The organism is Kurthia sp. ISK08, from assembly GCF_046159805.1.
GTDB classification, from domain to species: Bacteria; Bacillota; Bacilli; order Bacillales_A; family Planococcaceae; genus Kurthia; species Kurthia gibsonii.
On sequence record NZ_JBJXHL010000003.1, the window covers coordinates 47798 to 64934 of the forward strand.

Annotated in this window: 18 protein-coding genes and 1 CRISPR repeat array; of the genes, 12 read left to right on the forward strand and 6 right to left on the reverse strand. The window is 36.1% G+C overall.

The window, feature by feature from the left end; translation table 11 throughout:
• Positions 1-8: 8 nt before the first annotated feature.
• The 12 genes from odhB (at position 9) to cas2 (ending at position 11188) form a co-directional block, all read left to right on the forward strand.
• Positions 9-1265, forward strand: coding sequence for a 2-oxoglutarate dehydrogenase complex dihydrolipoyllysine-residue succinyltransferase (gene odhB, locus ACKVQX_RS06820; RefSeq protein WP_325943940.1), 1257 nt, complete (start codon positions 9-11; stop codon positions 1263-1265).
• A gap of 459 nt (positions 1266-1724) precedes the next feature.
• On the forward strand, positions 1725-2201 hold the full coding sequence (locus ACKVQX_RS06825) for a hypothetical protein (protein ID WP_409136133.1): 477 nt from the start codon (positions 1725-1727) through the stop codon (positions 2199-2201).
• A gap of 10 nt (positions 2202-2211) precedes the next feature.
• Positions 2212-2688 (forward strand): hypothetical protein, encoded by a 477-nt coding sequence (locus ACKVQX_RS06830; RefSeq protein ID WP_409136134.1) that lies wholly within the window; start codon positions 2212-2214, stop codon positions 2686-2688.
• A gap of 13 nt (positions 2689-2701) precedes the next feature.
• On the forward strand, positions 2702-3178 hold the full coding sequence (locus tag ACKVQX_RS06835) for a hypothetical protein (RefSeq protein WP_285216215.1): 477 nt from the start codon (positions 2702-2704) through the stop codon (positions 3176-3178).
• A gap of 86 nt (positions 3179-3264) precedes the next feature.
• Complete coding sequence (locus ACKVQX_RS06840; RefSeq protein WP_087680547.1) at positions 3265-3558, forward strand: hypothetical protein; 294 nt, start codon at positions 3265-3267, stop codon at positions 3556-3558.
• A 367-nt stretch (positions 3559-3925) separates the two neighbouring features.
• Positions 3926-4630 carry a CRISPR-associated endoribonuclease Cas6 gene (gene cas6 / locus ACKVQX_RS06845; protein WP_325943842.1) on the forward strand — a complete coding sequence of 235 codons (705 nt, stop codon included), beginning with the start codon at positions 3926-3928 and terminating at the stop codon, positions 4628-4630.
• Between the two features lie 12 nt (positions 4631-4642).
• Positions 4643-6421 (forward strand): hypothetical protein, encoded by a 1779-nt coding sequence (locus tag ACKVQX_RS06850; protein ID WP_325943841.1) that lies wholly within the window; start codon positions 4643-4645, stop codon positions 6419-6421.
• A complete protein-coding gene (gene cas7i / locus ACKVQX_RS06855) occupies positions 6405-7307 on the forward strand; it encodes a type I-B CRISPR-associated protein Cas7/Cst2/DevR (RefSeq protein ID WP_325943840.1) in 903 nt (300 codons plus the stop codon). Before ACKVQX_RS06850 ends, cas7i begins: the two co-directional genes overlap by 17 nt.
• Positions 7288-7992, forward strand: a complete 705-nt coding sequence (cas5b, locus tag ACKVQX_RS06860) for a type I-B CRISPR-associated protein Cas5b (RefSeq protein WP_325943839.1) — start codon at positions 7288-7290, stop codon at positions 7990-7992. The genes cas7i and cas5b overlap by 20 nt, the downstream gene beginning before the upstream one ends.
• A 2-nt stretch (positions 7993-7994) precedes the next feature.
• The gene (cas3, locus tag ACKVQX_RS06865; RefSeq protein ID WP_409136135.1) at positions 7995-10307 is read left to right on the forward strand and encodes a CRISPR-associated helicase Cas3'; all 2313 of its coding nucleotides are present in this window, start codon (positions 7995-7997) and stop codon (positions 10305-10307) included.
• Between the two features lie 31 nt (positions 10308-10338).
• Positions 10339-10923 (forward strand): CRISPR-associated endonuclease Cas1, encoded by a 585-nt coding sequence (gene cas1 / locus ACKVQX_RS06870; RefSeq protein ID WP_325943847.1) that lies wholly within the window; start codon positions 10339-10341, stop codon positions 10921-10923.
• Between the two features lies 1 nt (position 10924).
• Complete coding sequence (gene cas2, locus ACKVQX_RS06875) at positions 10925-11188, forward strand: CRISPR-associated endonuclease Cas2 (protein ID WP_068453957.1); 264 nt, start codon at positions 10925-10927, stop codon at positions 11186-11188.
• 152 nt (positions 11189-11340) lie between these two features.
• Positions 11341-12477: a CRISPR direct-repeat array (repeat unit 29 nt; unit sequence ATTTTATCTGAACATAGAGGGATTTAAAG).
• Between the two features lie 160 nt (positions 12478-12637).
• Here cas2 and ACKVQX_RS06880 read toward each other — a convergent pair.
• The 6 genes from ACKVQX_RS06880 to ACKVQX_RS06905 all read right to left on the reverse strand — a co-directional run bounded on the left by ACKVQX_RS06880 (position 12638) and on the right by ACKVQX_RS06905 (position 17134).
• Complete coding sequence (locus ACKVQX_RS06880) at positions 12638-13762, reverse strand: IS4 family transposase (RefSeq protein ID WP_409136136.1); 1125 nt, start codon at positions 13760-13762, stop codon at positions 12638-12640.
• Positions 13763-14108: 346 nt separating this feature from the next.
• Positions 14109-14561 carry a hypothetical protein gene (locus tag ACKVQX_RS06885; RefSeq protein WP_409136137.1) on the reverse strand — a complete coding sequence of 151 codons (453 nt, stop codon included), beginning with the start codon at positions 14559-14561 and terminating at the stop codon, positions 14109-14111.
• A 12-nt stretch (positions 14562-14573) separates the two neighbouring features.
• Positions 14574-15398 (reverse strand): ABC transporter ATP-binding protein, encoded by an 825-nt coding sequence (locus ACKVQX_RS06890; RefSeq protein WP_325943836.1) that lies wholly within the window; start codon positions 15396-15398, stop codon positions 14574-14576.
• Entirely contained in the window at positions 15395-16174 is a 780-nt protein-coding gene (gene cbiQ / locus ACKVQX_RS06895; protein WP_068453948.1) for a cobalt ECF transporter T component CbiQ, read from the reverse strand. Before cbiQ ends, ACKVQX_RS06890 begins: the two co-directional genes overlap by 4 nt.
• Complete coding sequence (locus tag ACKVQX_RS06900; protein WP_068453946.1) at positions 16161-16454, reverse strand: energy-coupling factor ABC transporter substrate-binding protein; 294 nt, start codon at positions 16452-16454, stop codon at positions 16161-16163. Before ACKVQX_RS06900 ends, cbiQ begins: the two co-directional genes overlap by 14 nt.
• Positions 16454-17134, reverse strand: coding sequence for an energy-coupling factor ABC transporter permease (locus ACKVQX_RS06905; protein WP_087682538.1), 681 nt, complete (start codon positions 17132-17134; stop codon positions 16454-16456). Before ACKVQX_RS06905 ends, ACKVQX_RS06900 begins: the two co-directional genes overlap by 1 nt.
• Positions 17135-17137 lie beyond the last annotated feature (3 nt).

Consider the following 17137-nt stretch of genomic DNA (forward strand, 5'->3'; position numbering starts at 1 on the left):
AATTTAAAATGGCTGACATTATCGTACCAGAATTAGCAGAATCTATTACAGAAGGTGAGATCGTACGCTGGGTAAAACAAGTGGGCGACTCTGTAGAAAAAGGCGAATTCATCGTTGAACTTGAAACAGATAAAGTAAACGCTGAAATCATCTCAGAAGAAGCAGGTGTTTTAACTGAGATCCTTGCACAAGAAGGCGATGTTGTAGAAGTAGGCGCTGTTATCGCACGCGTTGACGCAAATGCAACAGGCGCTGCTCCAGCACCAAAAGAAGAAGCACCAAAAGAAGAAGCGAAACCAGAAGCACCAAAAGAAGAAGCTCCTAAAGCTGCTCCAGCACCAGCTGCACCAGTAGTAGAAGAAACATCTTCAAACGAACGCATTATCGCTTCACCAGCTGCTCGTAAATTAGCACGTGAAAAAGGAATCGATCTTGCTGCTGTATCACCAGTAGATCCACAAGGTCGCGTACGCGTACAAGACGTAGCTGCACATGGTACAGCTCCAGCGGCTCCTGCAGCACAAGCTACACCAGCAGCTCCAGCTCCTAAAGCTGTAGATGATTCTCGCGTAGAAGCAGTGAAAATGACTCGTCGTCAACAAACAGCTGCTCGTAAATTATTAGAAGTATCACAAAACACTGCGATGCTTACAACATTCAACGAAATCGACATGACAGCAGTTATGGCACTTCGTAGCCGCAAGAAAGATGCTTTCATGGAAAACCATGACGGTACAAAACTTGGCTTCATGTCATTCTTCACAAAAGCTGTAACAGCAGCACTTAAAAAGTACCCAGCTGTTAATGCTAAAATCGTTGGTGACGAAATCCACTACAACAAGTTCTATGATGTAGGTGTAGCGGTATCAACTCCAGACGGTCTTGTAGTACCAAACGTACGTGACACAGATCGCAAAAACTTTGCTGAAATCGAAGCAGACATTGCTGAGTTAGCAGTAAAAGCACGTAACAAAAAATTAGCATTATCTGACCTTGAAGGTGGTTCATTCACAATCACAAACGGTGGTATCTTCGGTTCATTAATGTCTACACCAATCATCAATGGTGACCAAGCAGCAATCCTTGGTATGCACAACATCGTAAAACGCCCAATCGCTGTAGGCGACGAAATCGAATTACGCCCAATGATGTACGTAGCATTATCTTACGATCACCGTATCATCAACGGTAAAGAGTCTGTTGGTTTCTTAAAAATGGTTAAAGATTTAATCGAAAACCCAGAAGATTTATTATTAGAAGGTTAATAACTGCCGACGGATGAAGGTTGGTCAAGCCTTGCAAACAGGACGTTTGCGCACTTGGCTTGACTACCATTCCAAGCGTTTGAAGCACTTTTGAAAATAGAGAAAAAGAGAAAGCCTCCGAGAAATCGGGGGCTTTTTTTGTGTTGTTTTTCTAATTTGATCACATCTTTGACCACAAGAGCTATAAATAAAATTTATATAATTAGTATGTTATAAAAGAGGAACTTGGTTTTTCAATCTAGTCTAATTGAGACACTTGATTCATATTCTAAGAATGATGAGTCTGTTTTTATATATTATTGAACAGTAAAAAAGAACTGATTTTCTTAATTTGCTTACAATTTGATAATTAATTGTTTAATATAGTAAAAAATACTATATAATAGATAATTAAATGATAACGAATTTTATGTAAATATATCATTCGTCAAGTATGTTATATGGAAAAGAGTGAAGTGTATGCGAATGAGATTCGAAATTGAACCTTATGAAGATATGTTAGATGAACCATTTGAAGTACGTAGTTATTTTTTGGACCGAATCAATATGTACATAGAAAAAAATAATCGTATGGAAGAGTTTTGCACATCGACATTTCATTCGTCTATTTTATTAGATCTAGCAGAGGGCTTGATTAACATGTATGAGCAGAATCAACAACCATTTGTGATTGAAATGTTTGAAAGTACATATGAATATACGTTTACCTATTTCCAAAAGCTTGTAACGATTACTCGTTACGAAGGATACAACGGAGAGACGATTGAGATGATGAAGTGTCGCTTTGACGATTTTGTGGGAGCTTTTGTGAAGGAATATGAGAGATACCATAAGGCAATCTTGAAGCAGGATCGCCAAGCCTTTGAAAATGAGCATTACTGTATGATGCGTGACCAGATTAATATTTTGAAAAACCATGTGAATGGTGTGATTTAGGGGGAGTTTCATGCGAATGAAATTTGAAATCGAATTATATGAGGATATGATGGGTAAACCATTTTGTTTGGATACGTATTTTAATTGTCGAATGAATATATTGATTTCTCAAAATGGTGTAGAGAAAGAGTTTTGCACATCGACATTTCATGCTGCAATCTTAGTCGGAATCGCAAAAGGTTTAATCGAAATATATGCCGATGAAAAATCGAAATTTACAGTTGAAATGTATGAAAGTACGCTTGAATATACGTTTACTTATTTCCAAAAGCTTTTGACGATTACTCGTTACGAAGGATATAACGGAGAGACGATTGAGATGATGAAGTGTCGCTTTGACGACTTTGTGGAAGCCTTTGTGAAGGAATATGAGAGATACCATAAGGCAATTTTGAAGCAGGATCGCCATGCCTTTGAAAATAAGCATTATTGTATGATGCGTGACCAGATTAATATTTTGAAAAATCATATGAGTGGTGTGATCTAGGGGGAAGAAAGATATGCGAATGAAATTTGAAATCGAATTATATGAGGATATGATGGGTAAACCATTTTGTTTGGATACGTATTTTAATTGTCGAATGAATATATTGATTTCTCAAAATGGTGTAGAAAAAGAATTTTGTACATCAACATTTCATTCGTCTATTTTATTAGATTTCGCTGAGGGTTTGATTAACATATATGAGCAGAATCAACAACTATTTGTGATTGAAATGTATGAAAGTACATATAAATATACGTTTACCTATTTCCAAAAGCTTGTAACGATTACTCGTTACGAAGGATACAACGGAGAGACGATTGAGATGATGAAGTGTCGCTTTGACGACTTTGCGGAAGCCTTTGTGAAGGAATATGAGAGATACCATAAGGCAATCTTGAAGCAAGATAGCTGTGCTTTTAAAAATGAAGATTACTGTATAAAACGAGATCAAATCAATATTTTAAAAAATCATGTGAACGGTGTGATTTAGAGGGCGATAAGCATTAAATCTTAAAAAAATTCATTTCCTTTTATATTTATACGTTTCTGTAGTACAATAGAAGTGGAGGGGATTAAATGCTTACTAAAATTAGAAAAGTGAAATTCGAACCCGCAACAAAAAAACCCGTTTACCAAGTCATTATGGAATGTCCAGAAGGGCAGCAGTTATATATCAAATTTGATTATACACAAGCAACAGGAAACTTTTGGCCGCTACAAGTAATCTACAACAAAAAAGGCTATGGCTCTAAGTTAGCATGGTACACGCAAAAAGTTGAAAAAATGCCTGTTCAAGAATTTTTAGGCAACATCTCGGCAAAGATTAATCGCAAGTACGATTTTACATTTAAAGAACCTTTAACAAAATAACGAATTACCTATTATTCTAGGAAGGCGGGGCTTCATTCATCACGAGGCGACTTCGCTTGCCTTTTTAGTTTAGAGGGATTTTGAAACAGATGTAAACAATGGAGGAGACTTCGTTGTTTTTTTATTTTTAAAAAAATTAAGAGCTGTGCAAAATTTTGCACAGCTCTTTTGGTATATTAACCACAAGTTCAGATAAAAATAAAATAGTGTTTATTAAAATAAACGCTTTAAATCCTACAAATTCAGATTTACCTACAGTATAACTTATTTGACTTAGCAAAAAAAGATTCTGAAGAACTTGTTATAATTTTACAGTTAATATATACTATTTTTAGAAATTAATAATAAAAGAAACGAGGTGAAAAAAATGAGAATTGCGTTACAGCTTAAAATCGAAAAGTTACCTATTCAATATCGGATGATTTGTCTGGCTTTTGTAAAAGAGATGATTCGTCAAGGTGATGAAGAAATGTATAATCACTTATACGATAATATTAAGAAGCCGAAGCCTTTAACATACAGTATCTATATGCGTAACTTTAAAGCTTCACAGACACATTATGAAATGGAAGGTGCAACCTTTATATTTTCTTCCTCTGATCCGATGATTGCGTTAGCCTTCATTAATGGCGTATCAACAACGAAAAAGTTCGAACATCAAAATGTATCCATTGAAATTGAACATATTCAAATCGTACAAGAAGCGATTATTCGTGAACAACAAGCAGAGTTTGCTATTTTAAATGCGCTTTTAGTAGAAGATGTACATGGAAAACCTGTTTTAATTGATGATGAAAATTTTGAAACAGAGTTAAATCATATTATGAATGCTAAGTTTCAGTACTTATATGGTAGAACCTTAAAACAACCGTTAAAAATTGTGAAATATCGTTTGAAAAAAGTAGTTGTAAAAGAAACAAATCGTCATGCCAATGGAAAAACATTATATTATACAGGGCAAAAAGGAAGACTTGTTTTAAAAGGACATCCAGAAGACCTACAAAATCTTTATTACGATGGGATTGGTTTACGAACGTCTAGCGGTTGGGGGACTTTGGAATTTATAAAGTAAGGAGGGATGAACATGTATGAACATTTGTATATTCATGAATGGATTTATAACGCTGGTGCAGTTGCTATGCTCCAGTTAGATTCACAACAGGAAATTAAAGTGAATGCGAATCGTTTAGATGTACCTATGGAGTGGATTGAGCAATTACCACAACGTCTTTTTGATTATTTGATAGAAAGCTATTCACGCGCGCAAAATACATTGGAGTGGCTACAAAAAACAATGAACTATGCGCGGAAAAACGTGGATGAAAAAGATAAAAAACAACAGACTGCTTTTAAAATATCTATTGATCGATTTAAAAGTACTTTAAAAGATAGTTTAGCAAAAGTGAAAAAATATTTTGAAGAAGAAGCTATCGAAGCGGAACGATTAGAAAAAGAGAGTTTGGAAGCTTTAAAAGATAAAAATTTCGAATTATTAGAACACTTAATAAGTGAAATTCAAATTTTATTAGAAAAGAAAGAAGTAGATGAAAAAATCACATTAAATTATGTGAAAGCTGTTATTTTAGCACCTGCTTCTGGTCAAGTTTCTTTTTTAAACGTTACGAAAAATACAGCGACACGACAAGAACAACAACAAATTTTCTATACAGATTTTGTTGAGCCAGTATTAATTGAGCTACGCCTACGCACATGGATTGAACAGCAAGATGAAGAACAATTACTTTCTTTTTTACGAGAGAGTGAATATATAATCGCAAAAGAATGGCGAAAAGCACATAAAAAGGCTGCAACAATTGATTTTGAATGGTTTGAACAATACCCTAAATGTGCAGCATTACCTAATCATTGGGGGACACTGCGATTCGAAGAAAAAATCTTTATGCCACTTGCTTCCACAAGTCTAAATGACCGCTGGTTTGGACATAAAGATCATATTCAAGTAATTAGTCCACTTGCACGTTTATTACTGTTTTTATCACCACTTGGTTGTACGCGCTATCGTAAAAAAACAGCGAATTCAGAAGAAATGGTATTTGCGTTTTTACACGTAGAGGGAGACTGCGAAGAAAGTCTACAACGCAATCGTGCTTTTTCAAAAATCATGCATAATGAAAATTCGCTCATAGAAGCTTTACGAGGGACACATGAGAAGCAAGAGCAGATTGAAAAAGCGAGAAGAGAAGTAACTGTATTAATTGAATGGTTTACAGAGAGTAAAGCGAAAAAGACATTATTAGAATATCGCTGGATTGAAAAGCGTTTTTATAAATATGTTCTCAATAAAAATTATATTTCGCAAGTTTATCCGATGGAATTTCGAGAGGCAATTGTACAACAACATTTACGAAACTATGATACAAAAATGTTGATTCAACAAGAGCTATATGAGCAATTAAAAAAAGATACGGGGCGTAATACATGGAGTGTGTACCAATGTTTACGCATACGTGAACTTATGATGGGAGGAAGTACAGTGGAACAACAAAAGTCTCTAACAGATCGCATGTATGGTACAGGTAATGAACTAAGGTCAGCACTAATAAGTAAAGATGTAAGTAACAGCGGGCAAAATGAATACAAAGCATCGAATAGTAAAAAGTTAGATGCATCGATTTATCGTATTTTAAATGCGGCTAAATCGGGTAATCGCACATTATTTTTTGAATTGGTTATTCGATTAAATATATTAGCAGGACGAAAAATTAGTAAGGAATTTGCACAGTGTCTTGACCGAGAAGTTGTGAACGATGCGAAATTCGCAACAATGTCACTGGCATTTGTCGCAGGGTTAATGGCTGTCCAAACAAAAGAGGAGGAGAAAAAAGATGGGGAAAACAATTAGTCTATCAACTGTAGTAGAAGCAAGTCCATTAAATTATGGTGAAGGTTTTGGAAATGTGTCGGAAATGAAAAAATTAAGTCGTGGAGACGGGAATACGTATCCATTTGCCTCGCGCCAATCAATTCGCTATGACATCGTTCGCTTAGGCAATGAATGGTTCGGATGGAATTTAGATACGGTATCAAAAACAAAGGGAACAGTGCAGTTTAAAGATGATGTGACCATTGCCGATTCAGTTGAAATGGATTTATTCGGTTATTTAAAAACAGGGAAAAAATCACTTAAGCGTGCTGCAGTTGCTCGTTTAAGTCACGCAATTGCATTAGAGCCATACACAGGAGATTTTGAGTTTCTTACAAATATGGGTTTAGCTGAACGTATTGACGATACAGCAAACTTAGCAAACATCGAAAATCATTTAAGCTATTATACCTACACGATTACGATTGATTTAAGCCATATCGGTATGGATCAAAACGATTCGCTAGAATTATCAAATGATGAAAAATATGAGCGTGTAGCACAACTGCTCGATATTATTAAATTACTTTCTCGTAATATTCGAGGTCGTCAAGAAAATTTAACGCCAAAATTTATTATTGGCGGTCTTTATCCAGTAGCGAATCCTTTCTTTTTAGGTAATATCAAAATGAATGTAAAGGCGTTAGATCTTGCGCCGCTAAAAGATACAATGGCATTAACATTTGCTGGACAGTCAATCGGTGAATGTACACAGATTGGACTGACACAAGGTACATTTTCGAATGAAGCAGACGTAGTGGAGCAGTTTGCAGGTCAAGTGCATACAGTGGAACAATTCTTCCAACAACTTTCAAAAGAAGTCGCACATTACTATGGTGTAGCACATGCAACTACTCAAGATTAAACTATTTCAAGAAACCGCATGCTACTTGAAGCCTTTTGCTTTTAAAGTAGGCGAAACATACCCCCTTGCACCGTTTTCAACGGTCAAGGGCATGTTACATGCTATTTTAGATGCGAAAGAGTACATTCCACTACAACTCTCTATTCAAGGTGAGTTTGAAAGTATGTTCGTTGATTATCAAAAAAAATATATGTATAAGAAGTCCGATGTACCAGCACAACTGATTACAGATGGACTAAAAGAACAAGTGGAAACAGATTCGAACCTTGTTACAACGATGCCCATGTATCAACACTTATTATTTAATGTTACGCATGTCATTCATGTGCAGGCAGAACCAACTATTCTAGAAGAACTCTATAATAAGTTTCAAAACCTTTCGACAACCGTTAGTTTAGGTAGATGGGAAGACTTAGTGAGAGTAGACCAAGTTGAATTGATAGAAGTACAAGAAGAAGGAAATGACGTAACAAAATATACACAATATATTCCAACTAGTATGAGTGAAGAGTATGAAATGGGAGAAAATAGCCCGTTTTATCATTTACCACGAAAATACACGATTGTACGAGGACGTAGACAATGGGATTACATCGAAGCGATGCTAATACCTAAAGAAACAGATATATCTCTACATGATTGTTTTGATGAAGAAGGACTACCGATTTTTTTAATGGAGGGATAACAATGTATTATGCAAAATCAAAACCAACTACCTTGACGATTAAAGAGCATACAGATGATGTGGTAGAAGCTGTTCGTGTTTTGAAAAAAGCTGTAGAACCTTATTGTACATTCTGTCCTAATCAATGGGAGCTGCTTGAAATAGCAGCTCTTTATCATGATGTTGGTAAATACAGTACAGGATTTCAACAGCGCATTCAGCAAGCACTACAACTACCAATCAATCAACAAAACCAGCTGCGTAACTACCCACATAATTATCTTTCTACGATGATGTTGCCATTAAAGTCACTTAGTAAAAAAGGATATCCGAAAAATGATTTAATCATTTTAACGTTAGCAATTGGTTATCATCATGAACGAAGTCAAGTTCCTCACCTAGATGAATTAAAGTCAATTTATGAAGAACAATTAGCACCTTATTTACAAGAGATTCAACAAGATTTTCAACAAGAAATTGGTCCACCAAACAGTGGTTTTTTGAAACATTTAATTAATCGTTCACTCATCTATCAACAATTAGAAAAGAAACAACTACACACCAACTATATTTTACTGAAAGGACTGTTACAAAAAACAGACCGTGCTGCCTCTGCTAAGTTGCCAGGCGAAGATATTACACATTATATTGAGCGCGCAACACACACGAATGTTGGTAAACAAACGGAAGCTTTTATTGTGGAAAAATACAATCAATTACGTCCACTTCAACTTTTTGTAAGTCAGCATAAAGATAAAAATATTATTTTAATTGCACAGACAGGGAGTGGTAAGACGGAAGCATCACTTATCTGGATTGATGCGCAAAAAGGTTTTATCACATTACCGCTACGAGTTAGTTTAAATGCGTTATATATGCGTGTAACAAATAAAGAAGGTATGAATTATCCGCATGTAGGTTTATTACATTCCACAGCACTAGATTATTTAATTCAGAGTGAGATGGACCATGAACAAACGTCGTATGAACAATTAGTTTTGCATACACAACATACCGAGAGACTAGCAGAAAAATTAACCTTCTCTACGGTTGATCAGTTATTCAAATTTCCACTATTGTATCAATCATTTGAAATTGAACTCGCTACGCTTGCGTATTCAAAAGTAGTAATTGATGAAATTCAAGCATATGATCCGAAAATTGTCGCAATTTTACTAAAAGGATTAAAAATGATTGATGAACTAGGTGGTAAATGGATGATTATGACAGCTACAATGCCAGCGATTTTTTTAGATAAAATGCAAGAGCTAGAGTTATTAGGCAAAAACACCGTTCAAGAAACGATTTTGTTGAGAGATGACCGAGATTCAAATCCTGAAGTACCAAGAAGACATTATGTCGAAGTGAGAAATCAATCCATACATGATTTTTTAGATGATATACAAGAAAAAGGTAGGAAATCCAAAGTATTGGTTGTCGTAAATACGGTAAAACAAGCTTTAGCACTTTATAAAGAATGCAAAAAGAATCAACAAATTCAAACGAATCTACTGCATTCACAATTTACACCATTACATCGTACAGAAAAAGAAGAAAAAATTTATAAATTTGCGCAGTTATCAAATGAAGAAGCAGGTGTATGGATTTGTACGCAAATTGTGGAGGCTTCTTTAGATGTAGATTTTGATTATTTATTTACGGAAGCTGCGACAGCAGATGCATTGTTCCAACGCTTTGGACGTTGTAATCGTGCAGGAAAGCGTTACAATGGGGGCGTTCCAAATGAGGCGAATATTTTTATTGCGGCTAATTTAGAAGAAGTGAGTGGGATTGATTATATTTATGAGAAAAAGATTGTTGAAAATAGTCTACAAGCATTGACTCAGTTATCATCACCATTAATAGATGAGCAACAAAAAATTCAAATTGTAAAAGACGTATTTAGTCAAGAACAGTTAGAAGGTACAAAATATTTACAAATATTCGAACAGACTTTTGAGGATTTAGAAGGGTTACGTCCATTTGAATTAAAAAAAGAAGAAGCCCAAAAAATTTTGAGAGATATTACAACAGTTCCGTTCGTCGCAGGGCAAGAAAATTATGAAGTTGTAATTGCATATATTGAACAATATAATGAAGCGAAAAAATTGAAGCAATATAACCAAATGAAAAAAATTCAAATTGATATGGAACGATACTTGATTACAGTAAATCCGTATCGTTTAAAAAATCAAAAGAAAAACGAAAATTTTCAATTAAATAAATTTGCCTATCGAGATTTTGAACATATTTATTTTTCAACAGAAGTATCTTATTCAAAAGAACAAGGATTAGACCTAGTGTTAGATGAGAAAGTAAATAAAAGTTGTGAATAAATAGAATCAAGACTCTTTATATGTAAAAGAAATTCAAAAATTACGTGAAGGAATTGGAAATGCGAAAAGTGTAGCGCAATTAATGGGATTAGAAGGTATGATGAGACAAAACTATTACCGAACATTAGATGAACTAATTCCAAAAGAGTTTTCCTTTATGGAACGCACAAAACGTCCACCTAAAGATGCTTTTAATGCACTCATATCTTTTGGTAATACAATGATGTACAAGACTATTCTAAGTGAAATTTATAAAACGCAACTGAATCCAACGATTAGTTATTTACATGAACCTTCCCAAAAACGCTTTTCATTATGTTTGGATTTAGCCGAAATTTTCAAACCTCTTTTTGTAGATCCTTTAATCGTTGCTCTTGTGAATACTAAACAGATTCAATTAGAACATTTTGATTTTGAAGAAGGTTTTGTCTACTTATCTGAACAAGGACGTAAAATCTTCATTCAAGCATTCGATAAAAAATTAAAAGATTCAATTCAGCATCGTCAATTGAAAAGAAAAGTAACCTATCGCTACTTTATTCGTTTAGAGTGTTACAAATTAATTAAGCATGTCATTGGTGATACAAGTTATAAACCGTTGAAAGCGTGGTGGTGAAATGTTTGTCATTATCACATACGATGTAAATGTAAAAAGAGTAGGGAAAGTTTGCAAAAAATTAAAGGAACATCTTACATGGACACAAAATTCTGTATTTGAAGGAGAAATTACAAAAACACAATTTTTAAAGTGTAAACAAGCAATCGAGTCTATTATTGACCCTGCACAAGATAGCTTATATTATTATGTGGTAGAAAATCCAAGACATATAAAAAAAGAATTATTTGGATATGAAAAAGGAGATATGGATTTATTTTTTTAATTGGTGCATTCTGGTATAATATTAGCAAATGCGAATGAAGTGTTGATATATTAGTGTTTGTGATATTGTTTTAAGAATGTTACTTTACACGACTAGAGGTTCACTGCAAAACCGCTCTTAAAAACATTGGTATTATCATGTTTTGGGTCGGTATTTTATCTGAACATAGAGGGATTTAAAGGTTACAACAGACCCAGAACCACAAGCAGACCCAGAACCATTTTATCTGAACATAGAGGGATTTAAAGTTAATGGGTGGAGAATCGCACGCTCAACCGTACGAATTTTATCTGAACATAGAGGGATTTAAAGACAGATACATTCATAGAATCAGAAAATGTATGGCAATTTTATCTGAACATAGAGGGATTTAAAGTGTAGAATTGTAAGTTTGGTACTGTTCCTAATACATATTTTATCTGAACATAGAGGGATTTAAAGTCGGTTGAATCAGATGATTTGTAGTTTTTCACATAATTTTATCTGAACATAGAGGGATTTAAAGTTTGAGATTGCGTTAATAACATTCGCTAAACCGATTTATTTTATCTGAACATAGAGGGATTTAAAGGATCATATTGTTAATGAAGATTTTATTAGTGTTAGTATTTTATCTGAACATAGAGGGATTTAAAGTTAATTACTAATGCCATTAAACCGACGATTACTGCATTTTATCTGAACATAGAGGGATTTAAAGTTTGGTCGAGGTTTAGTTATCACTTCGGGGCATAGAATTTTATCTGAACATAGAGGGATTTAAAGACAATACACACATCAAAAAGCAAACGTCATTGATCCGATTTTATCTGAACATAGAGGGATTTAAAGAAACTAAGTAACTTGCAAGAAGTTGTCTATGCTGTTATTTTATCTGAACATAGAGGGATTTAAAGCACTATCCTTAGCGCTTTTTACAACTGACAATTCATTATTTTATCTGAACATAGAGGGATTTAAAGTTGAAAATTTCTATAAAGCGTTGACGGTGAAGCACAAATTTTATCTGAACATAGAGGGATTTAAAGTCATTTCAATTGTATCTTCAGAATCAATTTTAACGATTTATTTTATCTGAACATAGAGGGATTTAAAGTCGCTCTTTTTTAGTTCGCTCGGTTCTTGACCGAATTTTATCTGAACATAGAGGGATTTAAAGTACTCTGTTCGTAAAGTTGCTTTTTGAAACTCCATTCATTTTATCTGAACATAGAGGGATTTAAAGCCCATTGATAAGCCGCCTTGCTCATCGCCGTTGGAATTTTATCTGAACATAGAGGGATTTAAAGTTTAGAGTGATTTTCACTAGTGTCGCATAAATTTTGACTGAATTTTCTGTTTTCTTGTTTTTTACTCATGAGAAGAAAAACAAAGACATTTGAATAGAGGTAGTTAACATCCATTTTTTTACTATAACCTTTGACGAGTGCAACAGACCTGTGAAATTCTTTAGGGCACGGTTTTCCCTACGATTTTTCGTAGCCATAAATGAGCGGATTTCCATGGAGCCGCTTTGAGTAAGCGACTAATTTGTAAGTAAGTCCTTGAACTATTCGTGTTCAGCTGTGCCAGTACATGTAGGCAATATACAATCATTGCGATATACACTTGATTATGTACGCCTTGTTCGCTCTGTGCGTAGAACTTTTTGATGTTCAGGTGCTGCTTCAACCATTTGAAAAATAACTCGATTGCCCAGCGCGATTTGTACAATTCAGCGATATCATCGGCGCTTACATCAAATCGATTCGTAACTAGATGCAGTTCGTTACCTTTTGAATCGAGCACTTTGATGAGGCGAAAGACGTTTTCTGCACGATTTTGTGTGGTGCCAATCAACATCATCTCATCAGATAATACAGTTGAATCATTTGGTAGTTCAAACGGCTCGATAACTCGAGTGACAGCGTTTTTTCGTAAGCGTGAGACAAAGAAATAGCCGTCATCTGTCATGCGGTCAAATCGCTCATAATCTAAGTAACCACGGTCAAAAACGTACATGCATTCTTTGTCGTCAACGAGTACCTCTAGTTGGCCACGATCATGTTCTTTCGCGTTTGTCAGCACCGCTTTGTCTGGATACGAACACCCTTTCTCTGCGTATACAAGGCACAAATGGAGCTTGATGCCCGACTTTGTTTTGCAGAATTCAGCCCATTTGTGATTATTCAAATTGAGTGGCAATGTACTCGAATCAATGATTTTCAGCGGTGTTGTCGTTTTCCGGCGATGCTCATATTGAGATTTCTCATGAATCTGAGCGACTAAATCGAGAAAAACTTGCTGGAACACGTCTGTTGGAATTTGATTTAATCGGCGACCTAATTGCGAAAAGCTAATCGATTCTAAATCCGTTGCTTTTTGAAGGTCGTCTGAAAACAATGTCTCACTGACAGCACGTAAACTTTCGATTTCGTTGAGTTGTGCAAACAGCAGTAATTTCAAGAAGGAAGCGATCTGTAGCTTCTTTGTATAGTAATTTAATTGATGGGATTCTACCAATTCCTCTAATTTTGTCGAGGATATCGGTAAAAACCATTGTTCAAATGATGTTTTTCGTGTAAACTTATCCATGCTTATGTCCTTTGTTTTGGATTTGGATGGTTTACTACCGCTCAACCAGTATAAAGGATTTTTTTATGCTTGGATTATGTTACAGAAAATTCAGATTTTTAGAAAGCGTTGAATTATTTTAATGCGACGCTAGTGAGTGATTTTGATTGTTGAATTTTCTTGTGAAATTTTATCTGAACATAGAGGGATTTAAAACACTCTTTATGAGTAAGCGGATTGAAATATATCATTCATTCATGCTAACGTAATTCTTTCCGCTTCACCAAAACAAGCAGGTAAATCAATACGATTTACCTGCTTGTTTATCACATACTCATATGAAGTTTTTCACCTCCACTACATCTCGTCATGTAGTGGCTTTTTTGAGTTGTTCGAGCTGTGTATAGAGCTTGCTTGCGATGGCGCTGTGCGTGTGTGTATTCAGCCAGTCGCACCAAGCGATACCTGCTTCATATAACGCCTCCATCCATACATTCATTTCTGCTTCCACTGTTTGTTCGTCGATCGTGCAGCGAATCATACGTGCACGTTGTTGTTCCATCTTGATCATAACCGGTGTATTTGGAAAATATCTTTCTGCTGTGCCGCGTTCTATACATTCAGCAAAACCATCTACGATATATTGCCAGAGTGTATGTAATTCATCGGGTGCATGTTCGGTTGAGAGGTGTTTGGTAGCTGTTTGAATGGTGAGAAAGCCTTCAGCATTTGAAAAGCCACCTTGCAAACGAACATGATGCGCCTGATGAAGCAGTTGTGGTTGATTTTCTTCATCATAGACATATGTTTGGATCTGCATTCTCTGTACCTCCTACACGAGCATGGTTTGTCGTTTCATCTTCTCCCATAATTGTACACGACTACGCGGGTAGTCGGCGAGGTTCTGAATGCCTAGTTCTTTCGCTACTTCAAAGAGTAGCGGGCGTTCTAAGTGTGCTGCTTGTAAAATCGCCTGTTCTTCAAAGAGGGCGACAGGATCCCCCATATACGTCATCTGTCCGTCTTGCATAACGAGTACGAGGTCAGCCCATTCATATGCGAAGTCTACGTCGTGCGTCGATAAAATAATCGTCCGTTCTTCCGTATGAAAGTCATTCAAATGTTTCATAATTTGATTGGCATAGTAGCGGTCGAGTCCTGCAGATGGTTCATCTAAAATTAAAATATGGGGTTCCATTGCGAGAACACCTGCAATCGCCACGCGTTTTTTCTGTCCCAAACTTAAAAAGTGAATGGGCTTTTTTCGTAATGATTCGAGTTCAAGTTGCGTAATTATGTGTTCAACCTGTGCATGTATTTTGTCAGAAGACCAGCCGAGGTTGGTCGGGCCAAATGCGATGTCTTGTTCAACCGTTCCAGAGAAGAGCTGTGCGTCTGGATCTTGAAAGACGATACCGACCTGTCCACGTAATGCTTGAAGTCCTTTTCGGTTATATTGATAGGGCATATCATGCATAAAAATTGTCCCAGTCGTTGGTTGAAATAAGCCATTCAGATGTTTAAATAGTGTGGATTTTCCCGCACCATTATTGCCAAGCAGTGCAATTTTTTTCCCTTGCGGTAACGTGAATGATAGGTCGTGTAATGCGATTGTACCGTCAGGATATTGGTACGATACATGGTCAAATGTAATCATAAATAAAAACCTCCTAGATAAACTGCGCCGAGTAGGCATAAACTAACGCCAATACCAAGCCAGTTTCTGCGTTCGGTTTGGTACGTTACATAATGGCTTGAAATATCTTCGTTGTAGCAACGAGAAGCCATCGCCTCATGAAGTTGTTTTGAACGTCGAAAAACATCTTTAAACATGGCCGTCACTAAATAACCGACAGATTGAAACCAGCGGCGCTTTTTTTGATAGCCAAGACGGGATTGCTGGGCTTCATAAATGGCCTGCATACTTTGTAAAAAGACAAAAATAAAGCGATATGTGAGTTCACATAGTTCAATAAAAATAATCGGTATTTTTAATTGACGCATCGCATATGTGATGGCACTAATCGGCGTTGTGAGTGCAATAAAATAAAGACAACTAATACTTGCGAGCACCGAGAAGAAAAGGTGAAACGCTGTATCGACACTCGCTTTTCCGATAAAAAGTTGTACACTTCCAAATGACATACTCCAATAGTGAGGGGGAAGTGTAGACGTTGTAAATGAAATAAGAATCGAAAAAATACTTGTCAGCAAAAAGAAACCAGGCAAAAGAAGTAATTTACAATAGAGTGATAATGGTATTTTAGCGGCAAATAAAATAAAAGTACTCATTACGAAAAACGTAATGAGTGAAATAAGTACATCCTTTGTGATGACAGCGAATAGCAAAAAACTCAGTGCCAATACCATCTTCTCTAAAGGATGTACGTTGCTTAAACGATTCGTATAAGCATATTGATCAATTGGAATCATGCGAAACCTTTTCTTTTTTCGTACGACCACGCATTAAACCGAAGAAGTAGCCGATAAAACCTGCACCAATTGCCGCTTGTAGTGCAAATAATAAACTTTCGATTTCGCCACTTGGTGGTTCCCAAATGCTCGAGAACCATGGTTCATAGCTTTTGTCGATTTCGGTAATGGCTGCTTCTGCTTCACCATCCGCACCGCCAAATTCAGCACCCTTTTGAATAAATAAAGGGAAGATGGCAAGGGCGATGACGATGAAAAGGAAGAATAGGTTCTTTTTCATTATTCAGCTGCCTCCTTTTTCTTCGTAAAAATATTTAACATACGTAACTCTGCCACATTGTATTTTCGTAAGAAGTTCATAACAATGACCGTTAATAAACCTTCACTAATCGCAAGTGGAATTTGTGTGAATGAGAAAATACTTGCGAATTTTGCGAATGAAGCAAGCATGCCGCCCGCTTCTGATGGGAAGGCAAGTGCTAATTGGAATGATGTAATTGTATATGTACCGAGATCACCAAGCATTGCGGCTAAAAAGACAGCAACGGAGAATGACCAACCTGCTTTTTGAGCGCCTTTGAATACATACCATGCGATAATTGGACCAGCAACTGCCATTGAGAAGGCATTCGCGCCAAGTGTTGTAAGTCCGCCATGTGCAAGTAGTAATGCTTGGAATAGTAACACGATTGAACCGACAACACTCATCGCCAGTGGTCCGAATAATACAGTACCTAAGCCGACACCTGTTGGATGTGAACAACTACCTGTAACCGATGGGATTTTTAATGCGGATAAGACGAAAGCGAAAGCCCCAGATAATCCAAGCATCATCTTCGTTTCAGGATGTTCTTTTACAGTTTTTCGAATCGAACGAATCCCCATAATGATAAATGGTAGGGAGATGGCCCACCAAAAAATCGCCCACTCAATCGGTAAAAAGCCTTCCATAATGTGCATCGC